Source organism: Mesorhizobium sp. M0139, from assembly GCF_040322455.1.
Classification (GTDB): Bacteria; Pseudomonadota; Alphaproteobacteria; order Rhizobiales; family Rhizobiaceae; genus Mesorhizobium.
In genome coordinates this window covers 76,947-100,029 of sequence record NZ_JAMYTN010000003.1, presented here as the reverse complement: position 1 = coordinate 100,029, position 23,083 = coordinate 76,947, and the positions used below count along the sequence as shown (strand labels likewise).

The window sequence follows — 23,083 nt, the reverse complement described above, 5'->3', positions numbered from 1 at the left end:
GGCATCGGCGTCAAATGAGGCCTTCACGGAGACTACAGGTGTCGTCACCGCTGACGTTAAGGTTCCTTGGTTTGCCCAACCATTTTTGCAAGCTCTGAAAATGGTGGGATGTCCAGTTCGCCTTGCGCGTTGTTTGCGATCTGCAGAAGCCGGATCGGGAAGCAGATCGCGTCACGGTTGGCCGGTGACATATCTTCGTAGGTCCGCTCGTCACTTGTCATGGACGCCTCTGCCTTTCGCAGGGCGGTATCGATCTCGTCAATTGACAGCAGACCTTTGTGAACGAGCAGATTGTTGATTGACGCGACCGCCATCATCAACCCTTCAAGCTGAAGATTGGCAACGTTCATGGCTTGACCGTGTTTCCGCCGCCCGGCCTCGCCGGGGCGTTCTGGCCATCGGATTGGTGCGTCTTGTCATCCACCTCATTGACTGGCCGCGTCAGACCGACCCCACTCTTGGGTTTCTTGTTGCCGGCCGCATCCTGAGAGAACGCATCCGAAGGATCAGGACCTGTTCTAGCCGGGTACTTCGTTGCGCCGGTCTCGCGATGGTTTTCATTATCAGGCATTTTTTGATCACTCCAATCGGATGACCGATAACCATTACGAGCCCGGCGAGTTCCGGCGCCGCATGGAACATTTCTGGCCGTTGGTGCAGAGACAAGCGGGCGTGTCTCGGCAATCGCGCCTCGCGCACTGGCGGCAGGTCTCGCTTTCGTTGCCGACAGCACTAGGTTGCTCGTTGAGGTAAAAGGAATTCCCCATGCGGGTGGCACGCGAAGCCTGGGTTCTTGGCAAGGAGAGCATCCTCGGATTCATCAACGACAATGCCCTCAGCCACGGTGCGGCGATGGCGTTCTATGCCGTTACGTCCCTGGCCCCGATCTTGTTGATCGTTGTTGCGATTGCTGGACTTGTCTTTGGGCATGAAGCAGCTCAACTCGCTCTGTCGGCCGAAATCGCAGGCGTGATGGGATCGCAAACCGGCGACCTTCTGCGCAGCACCATCGAAAGCGCTTCTCACAGAACCGCCGGCACTCTTGCCACCTTGGTGGGCATCGTCACCCTCTTCGTGACAGCCTCCGGGGTGTTTGGCGAAATGCAGCTTTCGCTCAACACAATCTGGAAGATTGACCCACCACCCATGTCTGTGTCGCGATTGGTGCGGGCGCGGGCGGCCAGCCTGGGTCTGGTTGCAGCATTGGGATTTCTACTGCTTGTGTCGTTGGCGGCGAGTGCCGCCATTTCCGCGCTTGGCGCTGTCATCAACGCCCATCTGCCGTTCGGCACGATCATTCTCGCGTCGATAAACGGCATTGTATCATTCGTGCTGATTTCCGCTCTGTTTGCCGCGATCTTCAAGATCCTGCCGGACCGGTCGCTCGCTTGGCGCGATGTCGCAATTGGCGCGGCAGTGACCGCTTTGCTCTTCACCATCGGCAAGTCGCTGATTGGCTGGTATATCGGAACCAGCGCGATCGCATCCTCCTATGGCGCGGCGGGTGCACTGCTGGTCGTGCTGCTTTGGGTTTACTATTCGTCTGAGATATTCCTGCTCGGCGCCGAGTTCACGCGGGCCTATTCCGTCCGTCTCGGCAGTCGGTCCGACCTTCAACCGATAGTGGAGGCAGAGAGCCCGTCGCGACAGACATCGAACCCTGGGCCAACCATCCAGCGCGAGGTGCAGGCCTGGATTGTGATCACGGGTTTGCTGACCTTCGTGGCGACACGGGTCTGGCCATCGCGGCGATCTTAGCTGCTTCCCACCAATTCTGTTTCTTTGGAACGCAACCCGGACACCGGAATTGCATAGGAACAGGAGGTTGCCCATGCCAAAATTCCGCTTTGAGACGACAGTATCCGGCCAGACTACCGCTCTCGAGGAAGAGCTAGCGAGTGCGGAGATGGCCAGTCCGAGAGCAATAGAGATGGCGCGCGTAGCGGTGGCGGCGGATCCTGGGTCAGGAACCAAGCAATCGGGATCGACTATCAAGGTCTACGATGAAGCCGGATACCTGGTCGCCACAGTCAATTTTTCCGACGTGTTGCCGAGTGATCCGGACGCCGGACAGCATGGGATTGGCGACGCGGTTGTCGAAGAACCGGGTGTGATGCGGTCTGGCTGACCCGTGGTAGATCAGGGTTTCACGTTTCGCTCACGCGATCCCCGGCAGGGCAATTCGCTGAGATCGCGAGGTCCTCGGCCATCATCAGATGCTAGAGCTGAGATTCGATCGGGAGGTGACGGACGAAGACCGCCAGGATACGGCGAAAAAATCCGGCTTCTGGTTCATGCGTATAGTCCTGAATCTTGCCTTCGCCGCATCCGTGCCAATGCAGAACATTGTGCTTCAGTTCGAGCCGATAGCTTGTTTCCGGAGATATTTCCGATTGGAATCGATGCCGCAGCTCGGCGACCAATTTCGGATCCTCAAACAGCACGCCCATTTCCGAGTTCAAGGACACTGACCGTGGATCGAAATTGAAGGAACCAACAAAGCCGATATTGTCGTCGACGGTGAAAGCTTTCGTATGCAGACTGGCGCCCTTCGAGCCAAACACCGAGATTGCCGAGCGCCGGTTGAACGGCTGAAGCTCGAAAATTTTGACGCCATTCCTCAGCAGCCGCTTGCGATAGTTTGCGTAAGCGCCATGGACTGCGGCCACGTCGGTAGCGGCCAGGGAGTTGGTCAGAACCGAAACGTCAACACCGGCGCCGACAAGGTCCAGCAAGATCGCTGTGCCCCTTTTGCCGGGGATGAAATAGGGCGACACAATTTCCAGACACCCGCGGGTGGATTGGATGATCGGACGCAGCTCTTTCATAAGCCAGCTGCGACGTCTCCAACCACGAACCTTCTCCGGCGGATCGGAAATGACCCGCACGCCATCCACCCAATGAACGTCGTTGCTGGCCGCAATAAACTCCGTGATCGAGCCCCGGTTGCCGATGCCGTTCAGGAATTTGGGATCGGGGCCGGTATCGCTTCCTTCAAGCCATTTGGCATGCTCATGCTCAGCCACTGATCCCAAGGTTTTGATTGGCTTGGCTTCATTGCAAGCCCAGAAGGCATCGAATATCGCCGCGGTTTGCCAAACCGCAGGCCCCAGGAGCAGCAGATCGAGATCCCGGAAATTGGTTTCTGCCGCATCGAAATAGGCATCGCCAACATTCCGACCGCCGACAATGGCAAATTTGTCGTCAACGATCCAAGCCTTGTTGTGCATCCGTCGCGTCAATGCAAAGAGCCGCAACAGCACTTCCACACCACGCATGATCCGGCCGCGCCTGATACCGCTCGGATTGAACAACTTCAGTTCGATGTTTGGATGGTGGTTCAGCGCCAGATATGCCGCATCATTTTTGCGCGGATTGACGTCGTCAAGGAGCATGCGCACCCGAACACCGCGCTCAGCAGCTCGAAAAACCTCGCGAAGCAGCAAGCGGCCGGTGTGGTCATCATGCCAAAGGTAATACATCAGGTCGAGGCTGCGCTCCGCGCTCCTTGCCGCCAGCACGCGCACGGCGAAAGCGTCATAATTGTCCGAGACAAGCAGCAAGCCGCTCTTGCCGGCCTTGATGTTGTCGTCTGCGGTTCGCGAAAGTGATACGTCCATAAAAATTGCCACCTTTGGACGGCGCTCGCTGCCATCCCGCTCAAATCATAGCTAGAACCATTCTGAGGTATTCTGGTTGCATACGCAGCGTCCAATCACCCAATTGCTGGATGCAAGCAGGGCCAGCAATCAAGCGGCTGCAGAGCGGTCAGGAGGCTTGAGAGGCGTTGCCCCGACTGCTCTGCTGCCGCCGCGGAACTTGCTTCTCCTGTAGTCCCAGCCCCTCAGACCGTGAACTGTTGGCGGGAGCCCGATGGCGTGCACCCCGCCGCGGCTCTTCGACGAGAATGACGTGGTCGTTGTTCTCACTGAAGCGCAGGACCCTTTAAATTTAGATATCTCCATTATGCCGGAACCGGGTTCGGGTTTCCGAGTTAAGAAAATGCTCGCGACGGGCAATTTTCAACAGAGGAGACGGCACAATGCCCACTGCCAAGAAAGCCAATGGCAACAACAAGGACCTGGAGGACCTTTTCCTCGATGGCCTCAAAGACATCTACTATGCCGAGAAGAAAATTCTGAAAGCCTTGCCGAAGATGGCCAAAGGCGCATCCGAAGAGCAAGTTTCGGCAGCATTCGAGAAGCACCTCGCTGAAACCGAGGGGCAGGTCGAACGTCTGGAGGAGGTCTTCGAGATTCTCGGCGCGGCCGCGCGCGGCAAAACCTGCCCGGCGATCGACGGCATCCTGGAGGAAGGATCTGAAATCCTTCAGGAGTACAAGGGTTCGACTTCGCTCGATGCAGGGCTCGTCGGTGCCGCGCAAGCCGTGGAGCACTACGAGATCGCCAGGTATGGAACCCTGATTGCCTGGGCTACGACGCTCGGCAAGGATGACGTGGTTGCGCTCCTCAATGCGACACTTGAAGAGGAGAAGGCCACCGACGAGGCGTTGACTGCCCTCGGTGAAGCCGGCGTCAACGAACGAGCGGCAGAACGGAAAGCGGCTTGATTGATCGCCTACCCAACCGCCTCGGCGACCCATGTGCCGAGGCGGTCCCGGGAGATGAAGGACATGATCACGCATATCTACAAAGGACTGGAATGTTTCCTGCTTGAGTGTTCGGCCGCGCTGGTCAGGCGCCGCGCGCTTGGCGGTTCGCGCAGCGATCCTCGGCAGCTGCGAGAACAGCGCAGAGATGAGTTCAGGGCCCGCAAAGTCGCCGAATGAGCGCCAAGATGGAGAGTCGGATGGGCTTCTTTGGAAAATATTTCTCAGGACTGTTGAGCAAGAAATCGACTGACGGCAAGGGGAGCGGCGATATGCGGAAAGCTACCGGCGCGGGTCCGGCAATTGCCGCGCATTCCAAAGATGCAAAGACATCCGCTGCTTCCGGTCAAAGCACCAATGCTTCGAGCAAAAATGCAGATGGACGATGACAAAAGGCAAGATTTGGCTACCGACTCTATGTCGCATCGAAGCGGCGCAAAGACGTTAAATCGTCGAGATGACCCGCATCGCAACCTTCAACGTCAATGGCGTCAACGGCCGACTGCCAGTGCTTCTCAAGTGGCTTGGCGAAACCGGCTATGACATCGTCTGCCTTCAAGAACTGAAGACCTCTGACGAAAAATTTCCCGTCGACGCGATTAGAAACGCCGGCTATGGCGCAATCTGGCACGGACAGAAGTCCTACAATGGCGTGGCAATCCTCGCTCGCGGGATTGAGCCGCTGGAACGTCGTCGAGGTCTGCCGGGCGATCCCGACGATTCGCACAGCCGCTACATCGAGGCAGATGTGAATGGGCTTGTTGTCGGCTGCCTGTATTTGCCCAATGGCAATCCAGCGCCGGGGCCGAAGTTCGACTACAAACTTCGCTGGTTCCGACGCTTGATCACCTATGGCCAGGTGCTGCTCGGCGACAGCTCACCGACAATCCTGTGCGGCGACTATAACGTCGTTCCAGGCCCGATCGACGCGGCGGTGCCGGGGCGCTGGGTTGGCGATGCCGTTTACTACCCCGAGAGCCGGAGCGCATACGCCGAAATGCTTGCTCAGGGCTGGTTCGATGCGGTTCGTCGCATTCATCCAGAAAAAGGAATTTACACCTATTGGAACTTCTCCTACCGCGGCGGGTACGATCGGAGTTCCGGGCTCCGGATGGACCATCTCTTGCTGAGTTCATCCCTATTGGATCGCCTGAAGAATGCCGGAGTAGATGCCGAAACGCGTGCATGGGACAAGCCGAGCGATCATGCGCCAGCCTGGATAGAACTTGATTGAGCTTCCTCGGCAAGGAGCCTGAAGAACCTGGTGGCGCTCCTTCGTGATTACATTTGGCCGCGCATGTCTATCGTCAACAATGAGGACTGCCGGCGCCAAGCGATTCAAAGGACGCAATGATGACAAACACTCAAAAGGAAGCTGAACTGATTGCGCGCCTTGCACGCCAGCAAGGCGTCACTGATGGCGCTGTCATGGCTGTCCTTGAGGCGTTGCGGCGTGGTGGTGGAACCATGGCCCAGTTCAGCCACGTCGACTTCGGAGGAATGTCACAATGGTCCTCCGGCATGACGATGGTCGGCGACATGTTTGATGACAGCCTCAAGGCGAAGCTCAACACTATCGCGGCGGAGCTCTCGGCCTACCTGCGCGATCATCCCGCCAAGCCACAACGCGACGACACGAGCTATCGTTCTGCAGCTATGGCCCACGCCGGCTCATGGTGGCCTGAGGAGTTTGGGAGCCCGTCTGCCGCTGGTTCTCAAAACAATATGCGCTACGCAGCGTTTCCTGAGCGAAGCCGGCTGGTCATCGACGATCATGGAAAGATGGAGATTTATGACACAGGCGACCATCGCATATCCGGTGTTTCGCAGAGCCAGAGCACGGACTCCACCCTGACCTTTGTCAGCCAGCACGGCGTGGTCCGCGTATCTGATCTTAAGCGCGTATCTGCGACGTAGGGCAGGCCGCTTCCATGCAGACAGTCACGCTCATCGGCTATCTCGCGACCGTCTGCTCGATGAGCAGTTTCACGCCGCAAGCCTGGAAAATCATCAGGACACGAGAGACAAGCGGCATCTCCGCACCGACGTATGCCATCACTGTGTTGGGGTTCGCCTTGTGGCTGGCCTTCGGCATCATGAAGGCAGAGTGGCCGATCATAATCACGAATGGCGTTTGTCTCCTGCTGTCAGCGTTCATTCTCACAATGACAGTCCTGCCGCAGGCTGAGAAAGATGCAGTTGCCAAGGCTTTCGACCCCGACGACTAAATTAACGCTTCCAACTTTTCAGAAGCGGACCTTGGCTACCATATGCAGGATCCTTGCGCGGACGCCCCACCTTGGGGATGGTTGCGAGCGCATCGCTATGCTGATCCTTGCTCCTACATTCGTCATAAGTCCCAAATGGAGGATACGCGCCGACAACCAAAAAATCATCGGATGCCGAGAGGCATTGGTGCCCGGTGCCTGCCGGGAGGACCGCGACGTCGCCAGCCTTCAGCGACAGCGTTCGTCCTTTCTTGCCGCCAAACCGGACTTCAGCATTTCCGCGGGCAATGCCCAGAACCTCGTGTATTTGCGAATGATAGTGAACGTAATCATAGATGCCGTTTCGCCAGCTATCGCCCCATCCGTTTGCATCGAAAAGCACCTCCATGACGGCTGCTGGATCAAGTCCTTCGGGCAATTCGACGGCGCCGCGATAAACGACGAGCGGCCATGCTGGATGATTGGGTACAAGTCCATCATCCTTGAACCAGAACTCATTCGACTTTCGCTGCCTCACAAATCCGGCGACAGCTTCCTTGCGCGGTCTTGCGAAACCGGTGACGTTCTCGATCACTTTCTTGCTGGTTTCCAAAATGCTCATCGACGCTGCCTCTGCGGAAAATATCGAACACGTTTTAGTCAACATGCACCAGAAGCGCTCCGTTCCGCAGGGTCAAACAAACCTTGCATGGATACGCGGCCGGAAAGCAGAGGTTAGCCGCTCGCTCAGAGCTCGACCTTTGCGTTGTCGCCCACATTCGGCTTGGCGCCGGTAACGGCCGCAAACACCATCGTTGCGGTAGCCATCATTAGCCCCGGGCTGTCCCACAATTCGCCTTCGTCGGGTTTGACCGTTATCAGACGAATCTCGGGATCATCGGCATTATCCCACCAGGCTGAGTCAGTTTTCTCCCAGAGCTCGGCGATCTTTTCCCTATCATTTGTCACTGTGGCCGGGCCTGACATGGTGACGTATTTGTAGTGGCTGTTGTCACTCCAGGCCAATGTGACCTTTGGATAGGTCGACAGCTGCTTGCTCTTGGCGCTGTCGTCATTGACGAGGAAGTATATGGCGTTTTCTTCACGGACCACACGCGCAGATAGCGGACGGGCTCGATTGTACTCGCCGTCCCAGGTCACAAACATGCAGACGTCGATGTCCTCGGCGAGTTCCCAGATGCGGTCTGTTGCCTCGGCGGGCGTGAGGTCCGTCTGCTGCTCTCGGCGGTTAGCCATAAGCGTCCTCCTGCGGGTGAATATCCTCGCTTACAACTCACGTCCCGCCACGACGTTCCAACTCACTGGGTCCTTCGGCTTGCTAAAGCGGTGGAACTTTCGAAATTGCCGGAAGTTTGGATGGCAAACGCGATGGCGGACAAGACGCTTCGAACATCAAAACGGACACCCGAGCAGGACGCAAAGGGTCAGTCGGAAAAGGACCACAAGGGCGGCGGAAACGACGGCGTCGCCAGCGCCGATCCGCGGGTGATCTCTGGCAAAAAAGACGGCGACGCGACATTCCCTGTCAAGGCACCGAAGAAATAGCTATGAGCTCATTGCGATCGCGGCAATCGTCGATCCGCATCGGCCATGTCGTTTCTCCTGCTGCGTCGGATGACACTTTACTTGCCGTCCCCGACGCGGATCACCTTCACCCTCAGGAGTTTCATGGCCGCATGACGCGCATCCGCCTCAAGGCGCTAATGGCAGCCTGAAGGCGCTAATGGCAGCCTGGAATCACGCGACCTTTGAAAAGAGAGCGACGTCGCATCTGGCCAAACCGTAGCGCCATCGGTGATCGGTTGTGGCAACCCGGCTCTGGTAGAACAGCGAAAGCTGACTTCCTTCGATCATCACTGTCGAGTGGCCGTTCTCGCCCGGTTGACCTGGCTCCAGCACCGGGCCGATCGAAACGTAAGGTCCGCTGACCTCGTCGGCTATGGCAAAAAACACCCGTTGCCGGTTTCCCCGAAGGCCGTCCGGAAGAAAGCACGTGGCATTGAGAAGCACCCGGCCGTCCGGCAATTCGATCAGTTGCGCGCCCTCAATGCCCCATTCGTAGTCGGGATCATCTCTGGTGTTATGGTGGGGAACATCGTTGTGGTCGAGGATTTTGCCGATCCGCTTCCACGGACCGAACCACGAGTCGGACTGGCTACGCGCCAGATAGATGTCGGGCTGAGGCACCCTGGTGAATTTTGGCATAGCCGAATAAACGAGGTAGCGCCCACCGCCAATGACCGCCGGATGCGGATCGTAAATTCCGTCCTCTTCCGTGTCCGGGATGGCCAGAATGGCCGGACTGAGGACTACCCAATGGAACCCGTCGTTGGAAACCGCATGCTCGCAACGGCCACCCGACTTCATGAATTCCGTCTGGATGAACATGTGGAAGACGCCGCACTCGTGGGTCACACCGGGAGCCGCAACACCAGTGCCGTTGATTGGAAGTTCGATCGGCTCATGCTCGGCCCACGGTCCATACAGATCGGGCGCCGTGGCATGCAAGATTCTCCACGTCTCAGTGGTGACCGTGCCGCTTGACCCGAAGACGTGCCAGACACGGCCATCGAAGACAGGACACGGGTCCTTGAGATCATCCACGCTTTGCGGATGAAACAGTGGAAAAACGTTGGTTTCAAAGTTGATGTTCATGTCAGCCCCGGAATTCGCCTCGGCAGTCGGAGACGCGCAGAGATACAGGCGAATCATTGATGTTAGGCACATTCTATAGCCAACGAGTTCAACGCAAATACGGCAATGCCGCTGTCCACCAGCATTCCTCGTTGAACCACGGTTTCAGTGGCGGCCGGGTTCCGACAGCCGCCCTCGCCTCCGCAACCAGATCCCGCTTCGTGCGTGGAACAAGCGGGCGACCGGGCCTTCTTCATTTCAGTTGGAACAACTCACCTGATCGAAAGTTAGGAGCTGGAACTAAGTAGTTCTCTCCATTCGCGATTAACAAATGTTAATCGTAACATAAATAGTGTCACAGAGGGAGTATGTCAATGGATGCGGCCTTTGGCGGGGTAACCGGCAGTCAATATGTTCGTCGCGAAAATATACTGGTCTGCTTCTCCCACTTACGATGGAATTTTGTTCACCAGCGTCCGCAGCATCTCCTCACTCTCGCATCCGCTCAGCAGCGAGTGGTCTACTTTGAAGAACCCCTTTTCGAAGAATTGCCGCAGCCGCTGATGCGGACGAGCGTGGCATCGGAAAACATTCTAATTGTCACACCAGTGCTGCCGCTCGGCACGTCGGCCGCGAAAGCAGATGCCGTCCAGCGGAGATTTGTGCAGCAGACCATCGCTTCTATGCCGCATAGCCGGCTGATCGCCTGGTACTACACCCCAATGGCTCTTCGCTTCACGGAATTCCTCGACCCAGACATATGCGTCTATGACTGCATGGACGAACTCTCTGCGTTCAAGAATGCGCCCCCCGAGCTGGGCCAGATGGAAAAGGCGCTTCTGCGCCGCGCGGATCTGGTTTTCACCGGTGGTCTAAGCTTGTTCGAGACCAAGCGTCACCTCCATCCCGCCATCTTTCCATTTCCGAGCAGCATCGATGTGAGGCACTTTCACACCGCAAGACGGCCAGGAAGGGACCCAGCCGACCAGGCCGGCATTCCTTCCCCGAGGGTTGGATATTTCGGCGTCATCGACGAGCGGCTGGACGTCAATCTCGTGGCGCTAGCGGCAAAGACAATGCCGGACGTGCATTTCGTCATGCTCGGTCCGGTCGTCAAGATCGACCCTGCAAGCCTGCCGCAAGCCGAAAACCTGCATTGGCTTGGCCCGAAAGCCTACTGCGATCTGCCCGACTATTTGCGCCATTGGGACGCCGGATGGATGCCGTTTGCCCTCAACGAGGCGACGCGTTTCATCAGCCCGACCAAGACGCCGGAATTCCTCGCCGCGGGTCTGCCGGTGATCTCGACGGCAATCGTCGACGTGGTGCGCAGTTACGGTGCTGCCGGGCTGGTGGAAATCGCCGACTGTGACGATCTGGAAATCAAGTTGCGCTCCGTTCTTTCGCGACCGCGTCAGATGCTCCTGCAGCAAGTCGATGCCTACCTTGCGGACATGTCCTGGGAACGGACATGGAATGCCATGGCAGCTCACATTGAGCGCGCCTACCAACGCAAGAAGGTCGTGCCCCTTCGCAGGAGTGCATAGCCATGTTCGATTGGCTGATCGTCGGCGCGGGTTTCGCCGGCAGTGTGCTTGCCGAAAGGATAGCGTCGCAGCGTCAAGAAAGCGTTTTGCTGATCGACCGCCGCAGCCATGTGGGAGGCAACGCCTACGACTGCTACAATGAAGCCGGCATCCTCATCCATCGCTACGGCCCGCACATCTTCCACACCAACAGCCAAACGATCGTGGACCACCTTTCGCAGTTCACGCAATGGCGGCCGTACGAGCACAGGGTGTTGGCGGCCGTGGACGGGCAACTGGTTCCCATCCCGATCAATCTCGACACCATCAACCGGCTTTACGGGCTAGACCTGACCTCGGCACAGCTGGAGGATTTCTTCGCGTCGCGACGCGAAACGGTGGAGGATGTCCGAACGGCTGAGGACGTCGTCGTCAGCACCGTGGGGCGCGAGCTCTATGAAAAATTCTTCCGCGGCTACACAAGAAAGCAATGGGGCGTCGATCCCAGTCAGCTGAGCAAATCCGTGACGGCACGAGTGCCGACCAGGACCAACCGTGACGACCGCTATTTCAGCGACAGCTTCCAGAAAATGCCGGCCGGCGGGTACACGCGGATGTTCGAGCGCATGCTCGACCATCCGAATATCAAGATCATGCTGCAGACCGATTTCCGTGAAATTCGTGAGAAGATACCGTTCAGGCGCATGGTTTATACCGGCCCGATCGATGAATATTTCGGCTGGCAGCTCGGGCACCTTCCGTACCGTTCGCTTCGTTTCGAGCACGTTACACTGGATTGCGAGCAATTTCAGCCGGTTGCCGTGGTCAATTATCCCCAGACGGAAGATTACACGCGCATTACCGAGTACAAACATCTGACCGGCCAGCAGAGTTCGCGGACCAGCCTGACCTACGAATACCCCACGGACATCGGGGACCCGTACTATCCCGTGCCCCGGCCCGAAAACGAAGTGCTCTACAAGCGCTATGAAGCGCTCGCGGCAAGCTGCCCAGACGTCTGGTTTGTCGGTCGGCTTGCAACTTACCGCTATTACAACATGGACCAGGTAGTCGGACAGGCTCTGGCCACTTTCGCGCGCATCCAAAAAAGCCTCCCGGCCTGGGCGCGCACGGAGGAGCCGTTGTTGGCAGAGCCGAGAAGATAGTTTCTTCCAAGACGGAAGATCGGGCGGGTATCAGAAGGAGAAACTCGATGGATACAAACTTCAACTCGGAAAGCCGTGAGATATTTATCGTCGGCTTGCGCAACGCGCACGCCATGGAAAATCAAGCGCTGGCGATCATGAACCCTCAGGTCGAGCGTATAGAGAACTATCCTGAGGTGGCCGATCGCTTGCGCCGGCACATTCAGGAAACCGAAGGCCAGATCACGAGACTCGAGTCCGTCCTGGAGGGCCTTGGTGAGGAGCACTCCACCCTCAAGGACACTGCCTTGTCGATGGTTGGCAGCGTGGCCGCCATGGGACATTCGATGGCCGGCGACGAGATCATCAAGAACAGCCTGGCGAATTTCGCATTCGAGAACTACGAGATTGCTGCCTACAATTCGCTGCTGGTACTGGCCGACGCCGGGGGCTTCCAGGATGCTGAAAGGGCCCTCAAGCAGAACCTGAACGAAGAGGAAGCCATGGCCAACTGGCTCAAGGAAAATCTGAGCGACGTTACCATGCGATATGCCAGGCTGCGCGAGGCTGGGGCGACTGCAAAAAGCTGATGCACCGCACCGGCGCGGGCGGCGTTTCGAAGCAGACGCTCGCCCGCCCCTCCCTCGTTTTAGCCCTCTTCAAGGCGTCGTGTCCGCCACGAGAAGAGCTTGCTGACGGGCCAGTTCATCTGCTGTGGGTTTGCGCAGGTGTCGCCTGCCATCAGCCTGGATGACGGAAAACAAACCAACCTCGGCATGTCGCGAATTGTCCCAGCCCGGGTAGGCCGTTATCGGGTACAGGCAAATACCCTCGATCGGCGCTCCGAGACTGATTGCGGAACGCACCTCGTCGCAGACATAATGGAGCCAAGCCGGCCCGCCGGATCCCTCGGAGCCGGTCTCCGCAATGAACATCGGCTTGCCGTATCGATGAGCAACTTCTAGCAACATTTCCGACAGGGCGCGGTACTCGTGGTGTCCCATCGGAATCGTCGGCCCGTTTACGTACCATTGATTGTGCGGGTAAAAATTCAAGCCCACGACATCGACAACATCTTCGCTCCCGCCCAACTCAGGTTCGACGCGGCCCAGCAACATGTCGTAAGCTTCGAACTGTCCCTGTCGGGCGTTTTCGGCCCGGCGCCGTTCGCTGCGGGTCCGGTCACGAGGGGCGATATGGATAAGCGGCTCGGCCCAGACAAATCTGCAGGCGGGATCGATCTCCCGCATTGCACGAACACCCGCGATGGCGGCCTTCACGAGGTGCCGCTTGAACCATCCACGTTTGTTCGGCCCCACACGCGGGAAATAGCCGACCTCGACAGCCCATGCGAAAAAGGAGATTTCGTTGATGGGACACAACAGAGGCGATGTTCCGGTGATCGAACGGTGTACCTTGACGGCTTCTGCCGCGAACGAGGCATAGGCGTCGATGAAATGCAGCGAGCCCTGATCGACATGGTCCGGAGATCCGTAGTGAAAGATGTCCCAGATTACCTGAACACCTGCCGATCGGGCTGCCTCGACCATTGGCGCCCAACTTGACCAGTCATAGGTTCCGGGAGCGATTTCGATCAAATGCCAACGCAGGCCGTCGCGGATGGTGCGAAGGCCGAGTTCGGCGCAGCCGCGGTAGTCGCCCAGGGCATGCAAATTATGCGAGGTCGCACGAATAAGATCGAGGCGAACGCCGTCCTTGCGCCGGTGCGAGGAGCATTCAAAGCCTGCCATGAAAAAACTGGCGAAGCGCGAAGCTTCCGGAACCGAGGCCTCCGTCTGGCGTCCCACTTCGCTCATTTTTCGAAGTCTCCTTTGGGCAATCGGCTTCGAACTCGGCCGCCTTGTCCGGACCGGGAACCGCGTTGGCGAAATACCGAATTCAGTCGGGCGCGCCCCATGTTCGTTGCTCAGTCCAGCTCGTCCTTGCGTGGCCGGGTAGTGCCGAACCCATTGGTAGAGCCTTTGTTCCGGTGGTGAACTGTCCGGGCGCCGCGTGCAAATGAGGAACAAGGAGGCCCGTCCCAAGTTCGGGGCGATGTACAGCCGCCGTCATCCACTCGAGCGGCTGCTCGGCAACAACAGAGGCATGGGATCACATGACCGTTCAGATTCGACTTTCCGAGATCGACCACGCCAGGCGAGAGGATCGTGGCGACGGCGCTTGGAGCATCGCACCGGACCTGGGTTACTTGCGGCTAGCAATCGTCAATGTCGTGTTCTTCGGCGCACCGGGCAGCGGAGATCGGAACTGGGTGCTGATCGATACCGGGTTGCCGACGTCCCGCAGCAGCATTCTTGCGGTCGCGGAAAAGCGGTTCGGCGACAACGCACGGCCGGCTGCAATCATCCTGACCCATGGCCATTTCGACCATGTGGGAACCGTTCTAGAACTCGCGAATGGCTGGGACGTGCCTGTCTTCGCCCATCCGCTCGAGCACCCCTATTTGGACGGAACCGCATCCTATCCGCCACCGGATCCCTGGGTTGGGGGTGGACTGATGGCGCTGCTGTCACCGCTCTTCCCACGCGGGCCAATCGATCTTGGCACCCGTTTGGAACCCTTGCCCGCCGACGGATCGATCCCCGGAATGCCCGGATGGCAATGGCTGCACACACCCGGACATGCCCCTGGGCATATCTCGCTCTGGCGCGAGCAAGACCGCTCGCTCATCGTAGGAGACGCTTTCATCACCACCGGTCAGGAGTCGGTCTATGAAGTCGCCATTCAGGATCTCGAGATGCACGGTCCGCCGCGCTATTTCACGCCAGACTGGGATGCAGCGGAAAGGTCCGTGAAGCATCTGGCTGCCTTGGGCCCCCAGATGGTCATCAGTGGACACGGTGCGGCTGCTGCGGGAGTGGGCATGCGGCAGGCTCTCGATAACCTGGCTGAGCGATTCAGGGTATTCGCCGTCCCGCCGAAATTGAAATTCGTGCGCGAGCCAGCGTCGCCGATAGCTAGGCCAATCGAGCCGCCATCGTTCTGAAATTATGGTCGGATTGGCCAACGCGGGACCATCGGACAGAGTAACTCGGTCCAGCGGAACAAACCCGGCCGGCGACAGTTGGGGCACTCGCTCAGGGGGCGACACCCCGCGAAGTGCCGTGAGGTTCCGCGCCATGGGGAGGCTCAGATGGAAACCCGATGAACGCATGCCTCTAACGCGCGTTCCCGCAAAGAGAGATTGCAGAACCGGTGTTGTTGCCATCCAGCCCTAAGTTGACACGCCAACTGCTCTGGATCCTCGGAGGCGCATTCTTGCACGGTTGCGCGGGGGGAGTGCTCGATCCCCAAGGACCAATTAGCGTCGGCAATCGCACGATCCTTTTGAACTCGCTGGCGGTGATGCTGGTGATCGTTGTTCCCACGCTTGTTGCACTTCTGGCATTCGCCTGGAAGTTCCGCGCCTCGAACAGCAACGCCCGCTATAACCCGGAGTTCACCTATTCGGGACGCGTGGAGTTGATCGTCTGGTCGATCCCGACGCTCACCATCCTGTTCATTGGCGGGCTGATCTACTACGGATCGTATCAGCTCGATCCGCGCAAACCGATCCCTTCTAGCCAGCCGCCGCTCGACATTCAGGTGGTGGCGCTCGACTGGAAATGGCTGTTCCTCTATCCCGAGCAGGGCGTGGGTGCTGTCAATCAACTGGTTATCCCCGCCGGTGTTCCAGTGCGTTTCAAATTGACCTCGGCCAGCGTGATGAACACGTTCTTCGTGCCCCAGCTTGGCAGCATGGTCTACGTCATGAACGGCATGCAGACCGAATTGCATCTGCAGGCCGACCGCGAGGGCAGCTTTTTCGGCCAGTCGGCGCACTTCAGCGGCGACGGCTTCTCGGATATGAATTTCAGTGTGAGCGCGGTTTCAGCCGATGCCTTCACCCGCTGGGCGTCATCGCTGCGTGGCGGGGGCGGCGTGCTGAATGCCAATGCCTATCGCGAACTCGCCCGGCAAAGTACAAATGTGGCGCCGGCTTCCTTCGGTCATGTCCAGCCTGGGCTGTTCGAAGCGGTCGTTCAGCAGACGCTCCCACCGGGTCCGGGGCCTGCTGAGAGCGCAGCCAGCGGCGAGCCACAGGTGAGCCCAAGGGCATTCCCCGCGGCGGCGGCAACGATGACCCATCATCCACAAGGGGCAGAATGACGATGCTGGGCAAGCTCGACTGGTCGGCCGTTCCTTTCGATCAACCCATCCCCCTCGGCGCAGCCCTTGGCGTCTTTCTGGCAGCAGCCGCCGTGCTTGGCTGGATAACGGTGAAGGGCTACTGGCCATATCTGTGGAGCGAGTGGATAAGCTCGGTCGACCACAAGCGCATCGGCGTGATGTACATTGTGCTGGCGATGCTCATGCTTCTTCGTGGTTTTATCGATGCTATCATGATGCGCACACAACAGGTGCTGGCGATTCACGGGCCGGGCTACCTCCCGCCGGAGCATTACGACCAGATCTTTTCCGCGCACGGCACGATCATGATCTTCTTCGCCGCGATGCCGTTCATGATCGGCCTGATGAATTTCGTCGTGCCGCTGCAGCTTGGCGTACGCGATGTCGCTTTTCCGACGCTCAATTCCGTCAGCTTCTGGCTGACGGCTTCCGGAGCCCTGCTGGTCAACATCTCGCTTGTGGTCGGCGAGTTCGCGCGCACCGGCTGGCTGCCCTATGCCCCTTTGTCGGAAACCACCTACTCGCCGGGCGTCGGTGTCGATTATTATCTGTGGGCGATCCAGATCTCCGGCGTCGGCACGCTGCTCACCGGTGTCAACCTGGTGACGACTATCCTCAAGATGCGGGCGCCGGGAATGGGCTATCTGCGAATGCCGATGTTCTGCTGGACCTCGCTCGCGTCCAACCTGCTCATTGTCGCAGCCTTCCCGATCCTTACTGCCACGCTCGCAATGCTGACGCTGGACCGGTACCTCGGCTTCCACTTCTTCACCAACGAAGCCGGTGGAAATCAGATGATGTTCGTCAACCTGATCTGGGCGTGGGGCCATCCCGAAGTATACATCCTGGTGCTTCCCGCCTTCGGAATCTTTTCCGAGATTTTCTCGACTTTTTCATCGAAGCCGCTGTTCGGATACCGTTCGATGGTCGCGGCCACGATGTTCATCTGCATCGTCTCGTTCATGGTCTGGCTGCATCACTTCTTCACCATGGGTGCCGGAGCGGACGTTAATGCCGCCTTCGGCATCGCCACGTCGGTCATTGCCGTGGGAACCGGTGTGAAAATCTACAACTGGCTCTTCACCATGTATGGCGGGCGCGTTCGTTTCGACACGCCGATGCTTTGGGCACTGGCTTTCGTGACCACCTTCACCGTCGGCGGCATGACTGGCGTCCTGCTTGCCGTCCCGCCGGCCGACTTCGTGCTACACAATTCCCTTTTCCTCGTCGCGCATTTCCATAACGTCATCATCTCGGGCGTGTTGTTTGGAGCATTCGCCGGCTTCACCTACTGGTTCCCCAAGGCGTTCGGCTTCCGTTTGCACGAAGGCTGGGGAAAAGCGGCATTTTGGGTCACCTTGGCCGGCTACATGCTGGTCTTCGTACCGCTCTATATTGTCGGTCTGCTCGGCATGACGCGGCGCCTGCAACATATCGATATGGACCTTTGGGCACCGTGGCTGGTGGTGGCCGCTTTCGGCGTGGTGGTGATGATCGCCGGCGCGGCGCTGCAGATCACACAGCTTTTCGTTTCGATCCGGCATCGCGATAAGTTTCGCGACGAAACCGGCGACCCGTGGGACGGGCGTTCGCTGGAGTGGTCGACATCTTCCCCTCCTCCTGTCTTCAATTATGCACGGCTGCCTCACGTGGAAGACGAAGAACCCTACTGGAGCATCAAGCAACGAGGGATCGAACAGAGCGCGGACGAGGAAAAGGCATATGAGCCGATCGAGATGCCTCGCAACAGCCCGACTGGCTTCGTCACCGCCTTCTTCAGCACACTGATCGGCTTCGCGCTGATCTGGCATATATGGTGGCTGGCGATCGTCGGTTTCATCGGCGCATACGCAACCTTCGTCGTATTTGCCTGGCGCGATCATGGAGACTACGAGATCCCTGTCGACGAGGTCGCCCGCATCGACCATGACCACAAGGCAGCCCAGTTTGCCCGGCTGCGCGGGTGGGAGCGCCCGGCATGAGCGATCATGCATTCTCCAGCGTCGGCACCCAGGCACGGGACCCGTATCGGCTCAATCACACGGGTCGGCACGCGGTGCGCTCTGCGACCGGCCACGGAGAAGGCGGCCCGGCCTCAAAGTTCGTCACGGTGACCTACGGCTTCTGGATCTTTCTCCTGTCCGACATCATCATGTTCTCGGCATTTTTCGCCGCCTACGCCGTGCTCGCCAAGGCAACCGCCGGCGGACCGACAGGCAAGGATCTGTTCGAACCGACACGGGTTGCGGTCCAGACGGGCCTTCTGCTCACTTCGAGCTTCACCGGCGGCGTGGCAACACTCGCCACCCGTCGCAGATCAATGGCTGCCACGCAGTTCTGGCTTCTCGTCACGGGGTTGCTCGGGGCAGCGTTCCTGTTCCTGGAACTACAGGAGTTCGCGGCAATGATCGGCGAGCAGGCAGGCCCCTCGCGCAGCGCATTTCTTTCTGCCTTCTTTGCGCTCGTTGGCTGCCACGGTGCCCACGTCGGTCTCGGCCTGCTCTGGCTGGGAACGATGATGGCGCAGCTGTGGGTCAAGGGCTTTCGGCCCGACATTTTGCGGCGGCTCCACTGCTTCGGGCTCTTCTGGCACGCCCTCGACATCATCTGGGTTGCCATCTTCACCCTGGTCTATCTGCTGGGAGCATCGTCATGACCGAGTTCGAGAGCAAGACCGGCGAGTTGCAGGACCGCCGCGATTCAGCGCCGGGCGAGGAACACATAAGCGAGCACGAAACGGCTGGGGGCCTCTCGGGCTATGTGCTCGGCTTCGGGCTGGCCATCCTGCTCACGATCGCGTCATTCCTGGCGGCGCGAACCGATCTGATTTACCAGCCCGCGGTCATCTCGGCCCTGGTGGTGCTCGCTGTTGCGCAGATGGGCGTGCATCTTGTCTTCTTTCTGCACCTGACCACCGGGCCGGACAACACCAACAACATCCTGGCCCTGGCCTTCGGCGTGCTGATCGTCGCGCTGGTGGTTCTGGGCTCTATCTGGATCATGGCCCATCTGAATGAAAACATGGCCGCCATGACACCCCATCAAGCCGGAACCATGCCTTGAACGCTGCCCTGCGAACGCACGGTCGCCCACAGTGCACCATTCGCACCGATGGCCCCAGGAGACAAAAGGCTCGTCAGATCTCGTGCTTTGGCTGGGCTGCGCGTAGGGCATCAAGCGCTAAGCGAACCGCATCGATGCCTGAGACGCTGGGCTGGATCGGCCTGAAAATCAGGCGGCCGTTCCGGTAGTCCAGGCCCAACGCCTTGCTGTTCCGCCATTGGGACGCCGACGGCTTGTTCCGAGGGGTGATCGCGATGGCCTCGGGACCCACATCGACTTTGCCGACGCCCAATTCCGACGCTGCTATTCGCAACCTGGTAAATTCCAGCAAAAGGGCTACTTCGCCAGGCATGTCTCCAAAGCGGTCCTCGAGCTCTTCGCTGAATGTATCGAGGTCCGGCTCCGAACGGATGCGGGAGAGCCGCGCATAGAGGCCAACGCGCACCGTAGGCTCGTCGACATAGCTCTCGGGAAAAGCCCCCTTTCCCGAGCCATTGATCTCGGCAAGTTGCTTGCCGAAGTCGGGCCTTCCGCCAGCCGCCGAGACCGCCCGCTCCAGCAAGTGCTCGTACAAGCCCACTCCGATCAGCTTCATATGCCCGGCCTGGTCTTCGCCGAAAAGATCTCCGGCGCCACGCAGGTCGAGGTCTCTTTGACTGATTGCCAGGCCGGAGCCGAGCCGATCGAGCGCAAGCATCGTCGAAAGCCGGGCCCTGGTGCTGTCGGCCAGTTCAACGCCAGGTTGGGTCAGAAGAAACGCTACGGCCTGCACCGCCCCCCTTCCGACCCGGCCCCGCAGCTGGTGCAACTGCGCCAGACCGAACCGGTCGGGGCGCCAAACGATGATGGTGTTGGCCCGCGGCACATCGAGGCCGCTCTCGATGATGTCGGTGCTCAACAAAATGTCGCCATCACCGTCAGCGAATCCGACCATGACTTCGTCCAGCTGTCTCCCCTTCATTTCACCATGCGCCGTCTTGACCCGGAGTTCCGGCACCAGTCTGTTCAGTTGGTCACAGGCCGGGGCAATATCCTCGATCCGCGGGACCACGAAGAAGCTCTGTCCACCCCGGTGAAATTCACGCAGGAGGGCCGCGCGCACCGATGCTGGATCGAAAGCTGCCAAGATCGTGCGAACGGGACGTCTTTTGGCGGGCGGAGAGTTTAGAACGCTGACGTCCTGGATGCCTGACAACGCCGATTGCAGCGTCCGGGGTATCGGTGTGGCGGTCATGCTCAGCGTATGGAGGCAAGGCGTCATGGTCCGCAGGGCCCGCTTCAACTTGACCCCGAACCGGTGCTCCTCGTCGATCACCAGCAGTCCAAGATTGGCGAAGGTGACGCTCCTGGACGCCAGGGCCTGAGTACCCACAACGACCGCAACCTGGCCGCTCCGCAGACCCTCTTTTGCCGCTCTCGCGTCCGCTGCCCCGACCATTCTTGAAAGGTGGGCGACCTGCAGGCCGGTTCCTGCGAAGCGGCGGCTGAACGTCTCATAGTGCTGTCGTGCCAACACCGTTGTCGGCGCTATGATAGCAACCTGTTTCCCGCAGAAAGCCGCGGCGGCGCAAGCACGCAGGGCGACCTCTGTCTTGCCGAAGCCGACATCGCCGCAGACGAGCCGGTTCATTGTTCTTCCCGACGAAAGATCATCGAGCACAGCGCGGATGGCGGCCGCTTGGTCGGGCGTCTCCGTATAGGGAAATCTCGCCGCAAAACGGGCCAAGTCCGTGCGGGAGGGCTTTATGATCTCGGCAGGCTGGCTGGACCTGATTTTGGCAAGACTCAAGAGGCGTTTGGCCAGCCTGTCGATCTCGCGCAACGCAGCTTCGCGTCGCTTCGGCCAGCCCTCGCCTTTGAGGCGATCAAGCGACACTGCCTCCGGTTCCGAGCCGTAGCGCCATATTCGTCCAAAGTCGTCGACCGGAACCAGCAAGGAAGCCCCGCCATGATATTCCAGTCTGACGACATCCTGTTGCTGGCCAGCCAACTCGACCTGTTCGACCGCGGCGAGCACGCCCAGGCCATGGTCTTCATGGACGACGACATCGCCAATGCGCAACTCGGGTTCGAGTATGCCCGTGGTCGCGCTCCCGCTCGCCTTTAACGCGGGCCCAAACAGGTCGGATGCGGCCACCACGGCGATATTGGATTGCGCGTCGACAAACCCTTCGTCGAGGACGAATTCAGCCTTGAGAACAGAGCCCCTCGCGGCCGAAAGGATTTGCGGCAAGTCGGCCGCTTCCTCTGCCCGCCGGCCTAGTCTCCTATCGAGCAGGCGATCTGCTCGCTGCAGTTCAGAGGCATCGCCGGTGAACACTACTCTGACTCCGGCACTCGTCTGCCCTCTGATGAATTCCGCGAAATCATACCCGGGTCGGGCCTGGCGGAAGAATTTGGGAACTCCCACGGCAGAAACGGCTAGTCTCACGCAGCAGCGGTTAAGCAGAGCAGCGTCCCACTCTTCACGGGATAGGTGAAATCGTCCCGGCAAAGGTTTTTTCGTTCCGGCTGCCTCCTGCCTGGCACGACGTGCATCCTCGACCAGATCCAGAACTCTGCCGAGCGGCTGCCCGTCGGTCCCTTCAAGGAAGGAGATCGAAGCGCTGGAAGCCGCATCGAAGACGGATGGCATAGCGCCATACGATGCGACCAGGCGCTCTTCCATCGACGTCGCGCGCATCGCTGTCAGCTCAGGATGCTCACCAGCTTTAAAGATCAGCTCGGATGCCGGTCCGACCGTAACCGAGTCTCGAACCTGATCGCTGAGCTGACTGAGCGGGTCGTAGGTCTTGAGCTGGCCGATGCAGGCATCGGGACCAACGATGATGCGAACGGGGCCATCCGCGCCAGCAGGGAAAATATCGATGAGATCGCCCCGAAAGGCTATCTCACCCGGTTCGTCGACCCTCTCGTCGACGACATAGCCAATGGCTTCGGACCTGGTTCTGAAATCGTCACGGTCGAGCTTTTGGCCTACCTCCAGAATTGTGAAACCGCCAGCGATGACGGGAGCAGGCGGCACCCGCTGCAGAATGGCTTCGAGCGACATTACAGCGATGCGCGGGCGATCCGGCTTCGTTGCGATCTCATGCAACGCACGAAGCCTTCGCCCCATATTGGCACGTGTGGGCCACACCCTGTCATAGGGCAGGCAATCCCAGGACGGCAGCAAGATGATATCCGCGTCAGGCAGGAACTGACGCAAGGCGCCGGCGATCTCCTCGGCACTGCGTTCCGAGGGAGCTATATGGATGATGTGCTTATCCCGACTGGTCTCCAGGCCACGGGCCAGCGCTACCGCGATTGCTGAGGATGGCGGTCCGCCATGCTCTATCACAAACCCGCTGTCATCCGTGTGATCGATTTGTTCGACATCCGTCCGCGAAATATGCCTGTTCACTGAAATCTCACCTTGCCACTGAGACAACGTCAGCGGAGCCACCCCGTTCCTGGTGACGCATCAAAGAGTTCCAGGACTGGCTGCGGGTGCAGCCCTTGAAATTGGGGGGAGCGACTGGGTCAAAGCTGCGCCGTGATCGGCGAACTCCTGGGGCTGGCTGCCCAGCGGGACAATTTCTAACCGAGCCTATGTCATAGGTTAATGCATTGCTGCCTGGCTCACCTATGGCTGTCCTAAAAAACTGGTGCTTGGATCATTCCGGGATCTTCAACCACCCTCGACGC

At 59.1% G+C, this 23,083-nt stretch carries 24 protein-coding genes; 16 read left to right on the top strand and 8 right to left on the bottom strand.

The features are described 5' to 3' along the window. Window positions 1-56: 56 nt before the first annotated feature. Together NKJ58_RS05505 and NKJ58_RS05500 are read right to left on the bottom strand one after the other, a co-directional pair. Window positions 57-350, bottom strand: coding sequence for a hypothetical protein (locus NKJ58_RS05505; protein ID WP_023817832.1), 294 nt, complete (start codon window positions 348-350; stop codon window positions 57-59). Next, window positions 347-571, bottom strand: a complete 225-nt coding sequence (locus NKJ58_RS05500; protein ID WP_156933724.1) for a hypothetical protein — start codon at window positions 569-571, stop codon at window positions 347-349. The genes NKJ58_RS05505 and NKJ58_RS05500 overlap by 4 nt, the downstream gene beginning before the upstream one ends. Window positions 572-765: 194 nt before the next feature. On the opposite strand from NKJ58_RS05500, the gene NKJ58_RS05495 reads away from it, so the two are divergent. Together NKJ58_RS05495 and NKJ58_RS05490 are read left to right on the top strand one after the other, a co-directional pair. Beyond that, window positions 766-1,758 carry a YihY/virulence factor BrkB family protein gene (locus tag NKJ58_RS05495; RefSeq protein WP_023681152.1) on the top strand — a complete coding sequence of 331 codons (993 nt, stop codon included), beginning with the start codon at window positions 766-768 and terminating at the stop codon, window positions 1,756-1,758. A gap of 73 nt (window positions 1,759-1,831) precedes the next feature. Continuing rightward, on the top strand, window positions 1,832-2,128 hold the full coding sequence (locus NKJ58_RS05490; protein ID WP_023668045.1) for a hypothetical protein: 297 nt from the start codon (window positions 1,832-1,834) through the stop codon (window positions 2,126-2,128). A gap of 91 nt (window positions 2,129-2,219) precedes the next feature. On the opposite strand, the gene NKJ58_RS05485 is transcribed toward NKJ58_RS05490, so the two are convergent. Further along, on the bottom strand, window positions 2,220-3,620 hold the full coding sequence (locus NKJ58_RS05485) for a phospholipase D family protein (protein ID WP_023733192.1): 1,401 nt from the start codon (window positions 3,618-3,620) through the stop codon (window positions 2,220-2,222). 422 nt (window positions 3,621-4,042) lie between these two features. On the opposite strand from NKJ58_RS05485, the gene NKJ58_RS05480 reads away from it, so the two are divergent. From NKJ58_RS05480 to NKJ58_RS05460, 5 genes are all read left to right on the top strand, one after another. After that, entirely contained in the window at window positions 4,043-4,570 is a 528-nt protein-coding gene (locus NKJ58_RS05480; RefSeq protein WP_023681150.1) for a YciE/YciF ferroxidase family protein, read from the top strand. Between the two features lie 215 nt (window positions 4,571-4,785). Next, complete coding sequence (locus NKJ58_RS05475; RefSeq protein WP_245259911.1) at window positions 4,786-4,998, top strand: hypothetical protein; 213 nt, start codon at window positions 4,786-4,788, stop codon at window positions 4,996-4,998. A gap of 68 nt (window positions 4,999-5,066) precedes the next feature. Beyond that, window positions 5,067-5,843: an exodeoxyribonuclease III gene (gene xth, locus NKJ58_RS05470; RefSeq protein WP_023681148.1), complete on the top strand. Its 777-nt coding sequence runs from the start codon at window positions 5,067-5,069 to the stop codon at window positions 5,841-5,843. 119 nt (window positions 5,844-5,962) lie between these two features. Next, window positions 5,963-6,526, top strand: coding sequence for a hypothetical protein (locus NKJ58_RS05465; RefSeq protein ID WP_033000226.1), 564 nt, complete (start codon window positions 5,963-5,965; stop codon window positions 6,524-6,526). Between the two features lie 14 nt (window positions 6,527-6,540). After that, window positions 6,541-6,837, top strand: a complete 297-nt coding sequence (locus NKJ58_RS05460; RefSeq protein ID WP_023681146.1) for a SemiSWEET family sugar transporter — start codon at window positions 6,541-6,543, stop codon at window positions 6,835-6,837. A 1-nt stretch (window position 6,838) separates the two neighbouring features. Here the strand turns inward: NKJ58_RS05460 and NKJ58_RS05455 are convergent, their stop codons facing one another. Continuing rightward, window positions 6,839-7,438, bottom strand: coding sequence for a cupin (locus NKJ58_RS05455; protein ID WP_023681145.1), 600 nt, complete (start codon window positions 7,436-7,438; stop codon window positions 6,839-6,841). 125 nt (window positions 7,439-7,563) lie between these two features. Next, entirely contained in the window at window positions 7,564-8,073 is a 510-nt protein-coding gene (locus tag NKJ58_RS05450; RefSeq protein WP_023712198.1) for a pyridoxamine 5'-phosphate oxidase family protein, read from the bottom strand. Window positions 8,074-8,193: 120 nt separating this feature from the next. Between NKJ58_RS05450 and NKJ58_RS05445 the strand changes: the two genes are divergently transcribed. After that, window positions 8,194-8,382 carry a hypothetical protein gene (locus NKJ58_RS05445; RefSeq protein WP_023681143.1) on the top strand — a complete coding sequence of 63 codons (189 nt, stop codon included), beginning with the start codon at window positions 8,194-8,196 and terminating at the stop codon, window positions 8,380-8,382. 192 nt (window positions 8,383-8,574) lie between these two features. On the opposite strand, the gene NKJ58_RS05440 is transcribed toward NKJ58_RS05445, so the two are convergent. After that, entirely contained in the window at window positions 8,575-9,492 is a 918-nt protein-coding gene (locus NKJ58_RS05440; RefSeq protein ID WP_023681142.1) for a glycoside hydrolase family protein, read from the bottom strand. 353 nt (window positions 9,493-9,845) lie between these two features. On the opposite strand from NKJ58_RS05440, the gene NKJ58_RS05435 reads away from it, so the two are divergent. The 3 genes from NKJ58_RS05435 to NKJ58_RS05425 are packed head-to-tail and all read left to right on the top strand — an operon-like array spanning window position 9,846 to window position 12,732. Continuing rightward, a complete protein-coding gene (locus tag NKJ58_RS05435; protein ID WP_023681141.1) occupies window positions 9,846-11,018 on the top strand; it encodes a glycosyltransferase family protein in 1,173 nt (390 codons plus the stop codon). 2 nt (window positions 11,019-11,020) lie between these two features. Continuing rightward, window positions 11,021-12,163 carry a UDP-galactopyranose mutase gene (glf, locus tag NKJ58_RS05430; protein ID WP_023681140.1) on the top strand — a complete coding sequence of 381 codons (1,143 nt, stop codon included), beginning with the start codon at window positions 11,021-11,023 and terminating at the stop codon, window positions 12,161-12,163. 47 nt (window positions 12,164-12,210) lie between these two features. Beyond that, the gene (locus NKJ58_RS05425) at window positions 12,211-12,732 is read left to right on the top strand and encodes a ferritin-like domain-containing protein (protein WP_023681139.1); all 522 of its coding nucleotides are present in this window, start codon (window positions 12,211-12,213) and stop codon (window positions 12,730-12,732) included. Between the two features lie 69 nt (window positions 12,733-12,801). On the opposite strand, the gene NKJ58_RS05420 is transcribed toward NKJ58_RS05425, so the two are convergent. Then, entirely contained in the window at window positions 12,802-13,959 is a 1,158-nt protein-coding gene (locus NKJ58_RS05420) for a beta-glucosidase (protein WP_352518771.1), read from the bottom strand. A 299-nt stretch (window positions 13,960-14,258) separates the two neighbouring features. Here NKJ58_RS05420 and NKJ58_RS05415 point away from each other — a divergent pair, with 299 nt between their 5' ends. The 5 genes from NKJ58_RS05415 to cyoD all read left to right on the top strand — a co-directional run bounded on the left by NKJ58_RS05415 (window position 14,259) and on the right by cyoD (window position 19,396). Then, window positions 14,259-15,149 (top strand): MBL fold metallo-hydrolase, encoded by an 891-nt coding sequence (locus NKJ58_RS05415; protein ID WP_023754461.1) that lies wholly within the window; start codon window positions 14,259-14,261, stop codon window positions 15,147-15,149. A gap of 197 nt (window positions 15,150-15,346) precedes the next feature. Beyond that, window positions 15,347-16,312, top strand: coding sequence for a ubiquinol oxidase subunit II (gene cyoA / locus NKJ58_RS05410; RefSeq protein WP_084558947.1), 966 nt, complete (start codon window positions 15,347-15,349; stop codon window positions 16,310-16,312). Window positions 16,313-16,314: 2 nt separating this feature from the next. After that, window positions 16,315-18,315 (top strand): cytochrome o ubiquinol oxidase subunit I, encoded by a 2,001-nt coding sequence (cyoB, locus tag NKJ58_RS05405; RefSeq protein WP_023733200.1) that lies wholly within the window; start codon window positions 16,315-16,317, stop codon window positions 18,313-18,315. Further along, on the top strand, window positions 18,312-18,989 hold the full coding sequence (locus NKJ58_RS05400; RefSeq protein WP_023741834.1) for a cytochrome (ubi)quinol oxidase subunit III: 678 nt from the start codon (window positions 18,312-18,314) through the stop codon (window positions 18,987-18,989). Before cyoB ends, NKJ58_RS05400 begins: the two co-directional genes overlap by 4 nt. Next, entirely contained in the window at window positions 18,986-19,396 is a 411-nt protein-coding gene (gene cyoD, locus NKJ58_RS05395; RefSeq protein ID WP_023668026.1) for a cytochrome o ubiquinol oxidase subunit IV, read from the top strand. Before NKJ58_RS05400 ends, cyoD begins: the two co-directional genes overlap by 4 nt. Before the next feature lie 73 nt (window positions 19,397-19,469). Here the strand turns inward: cyoD and NKJ58_RS05390 are convergent, their stop codons facing one another. Further along, complete coding sequence (locus NKJ58_RS05390; RefSeq protein ID WP_352518772.1) at window positions 19,470-22,799, bottom strand: DEAD/DEAH box helicase; 3,330 nt, start codon at window positions 22,797-22,799, stop codon at window positions 19,470-19,472. Between the last annotated feature and the right edge of the window lie 284 nt (window positions 22,800-23,083).

Excerpts from the sequence above, each read along its gene's own strand:
- NKJ58_RS05420 (WP_352518771.1), bottom strand. The coding sequence starts at position 13,959 with ATGAGCGAAGTGGGACGCCAGACGGAGGCCTCGGTTCCGGAAGCTTCG.
- NKJ58_RS05460 (WP_023681146.1), top strand. The coding sequence starts at position 6,541 with ATGCAGACAGTCACGCTCATCGGCTATCTCGCGACCGTCTGCTCGATG.
- NKJ58_RS05490 (WP_023668045.1), top strand. The coding sequence starts at position 1,832 with ATGCCAAAATTCCGCTTTGAGACGACAGTATCCGGCCAGACTACCGCT.
- NKJ58_RS05450 (WP_023712198.1), bottom strand. The coding sequence starts at position 8,073 with ATGGCTAACCGCCGAGAGCAGCAGACGGACCTCACGCCCGCCGAGGCA.
- NKJ58_RS05400 (WP_023741834.1), top strand. The coding sequence starts at position 18,312 with ATGAGCGATCATGCATTCTCCAGCGTCGGCACCCAGGCACGGGACCCG.
- NKJ58_RS05475 (WP_245259911.1), top strand. The coding sequence starts at position 4,786 with ATGAGCGCCAAGATGGAGAGTCGGATGGGCTTCTTTGGAAAATATTTC.
- glf (WP_023681140.1), top strand. The coding sequence starts at position 11,021 with ATGTTCGATTGGCTGATCGTCGGCGCGGGTTTCGCCGGCAGTGTGCTT.
- NKJ58_RS05435 (WP_023681141.1), top strand. The coding sequence starts at position 9,846 with ATGGATGCGGCCTTTGGCGGGGTAACCGGCAGTCAATATGTTCGTCGC.
- NKJ58_RS05495 (WP_023681152.1), top strand. The coding sequence starts at position 766 with ATGCGGGTGGCACGCGAAGCCTGGGTTCTTGGCAAGGAGAGCATCCTC.
- NKJ58_RS05415 (WP_023754461.1), top strand. The coding sequence starts at position 14,259 with ATGACCGTTCAGATTCGACTTTCCGAGATCGACCACGCCAGGCGAGAG.
- NKJ58_RS05465 (WP_033000226.1), top strand. The coding sequence starts at position 5,963 with ATGACAAACACTCAAAAGGAAGCTGAACTGATTGCGCGCCTTGCACGC.
- NKJ58_RS05455 (WP_023681145.1), bottom strand. The coding sequence starts at position 7,438 with ATGAGCATTTTGGAAACCAGCAAGAAAGTGATCGAGAACGTCACCGGT.
- NKJ58_RS05485 (WP_023733192.1), bottom strand. The coding sequence starts at position 3,620 with ATGGACGTATCACTTTCGCGAACCGCAGACGACAACATCAAGGCCGGC.
- cyoB (WP_023733200.1), top strand. The coding sequence starts at position 16,315 with ATGCTGGGCAAGCTCGACTGGTCGGCCGTTCCTTTCGATCAACCCATC.
- NKJ58_RS05425 (WP_023681139.1), top strand. The coding sequence starts at position 12,211 with ATGGATACAAACTTCAACTCGGAAAGCCGTGAGATATTTATCGTCGGC.
- NKJ58_RS05500 (WP_156933724.1), bottom strand. The coding sequence starts at position 571 with ATGCCTGATAATGAAAACCATCGCGAGACCGGCGCAACGAAGTACCCG.
- NKJ58_RS05445 (WP_023681143.1), top strand. The coding sequence starts at position 8,194 with ATGGCAAACGCGATGGCGGACAAGACGCTTCGAACATCAAAACGGACA.
- NKJ58_RS05480 (WP_023681150.1), top strand. The coding sequence starts at position 4,043 with ATGCCCACTGCCAAGAAAGCCAATGGCAACAACAAGGACCTGGAGGAC.
- NKJ58_RS05440 (WP_023681142.1), bottom strand. The coding sequence starts at position 9,492 with ATGAACATCAACTTTGAAACCAACGTTTTTCCACTGTTTCATCCGCAA.
- xth (WP_023681148.1), top strand. The coding sequence starts at position 5,067 with ATGACCCGCATCGCAACCTTCAACGTCAATGGCGTCAACGGCCGACTG.
- NKJ58_RS05505 (WP_023817832.1), bottom strand. The coding sequence starts at position 350 with ATGAACGTTGCCAATCTTCAGCTTGAAGGGTTGATGATGGCGGTCGCG.
- cyoD (WP_023668026.1), top strand. The coding sequence starts at position 18,986 with ATGACCGAGTTCGAGAGCAAGACCGGCGAGTTGCAGGACCGCCGCGAT.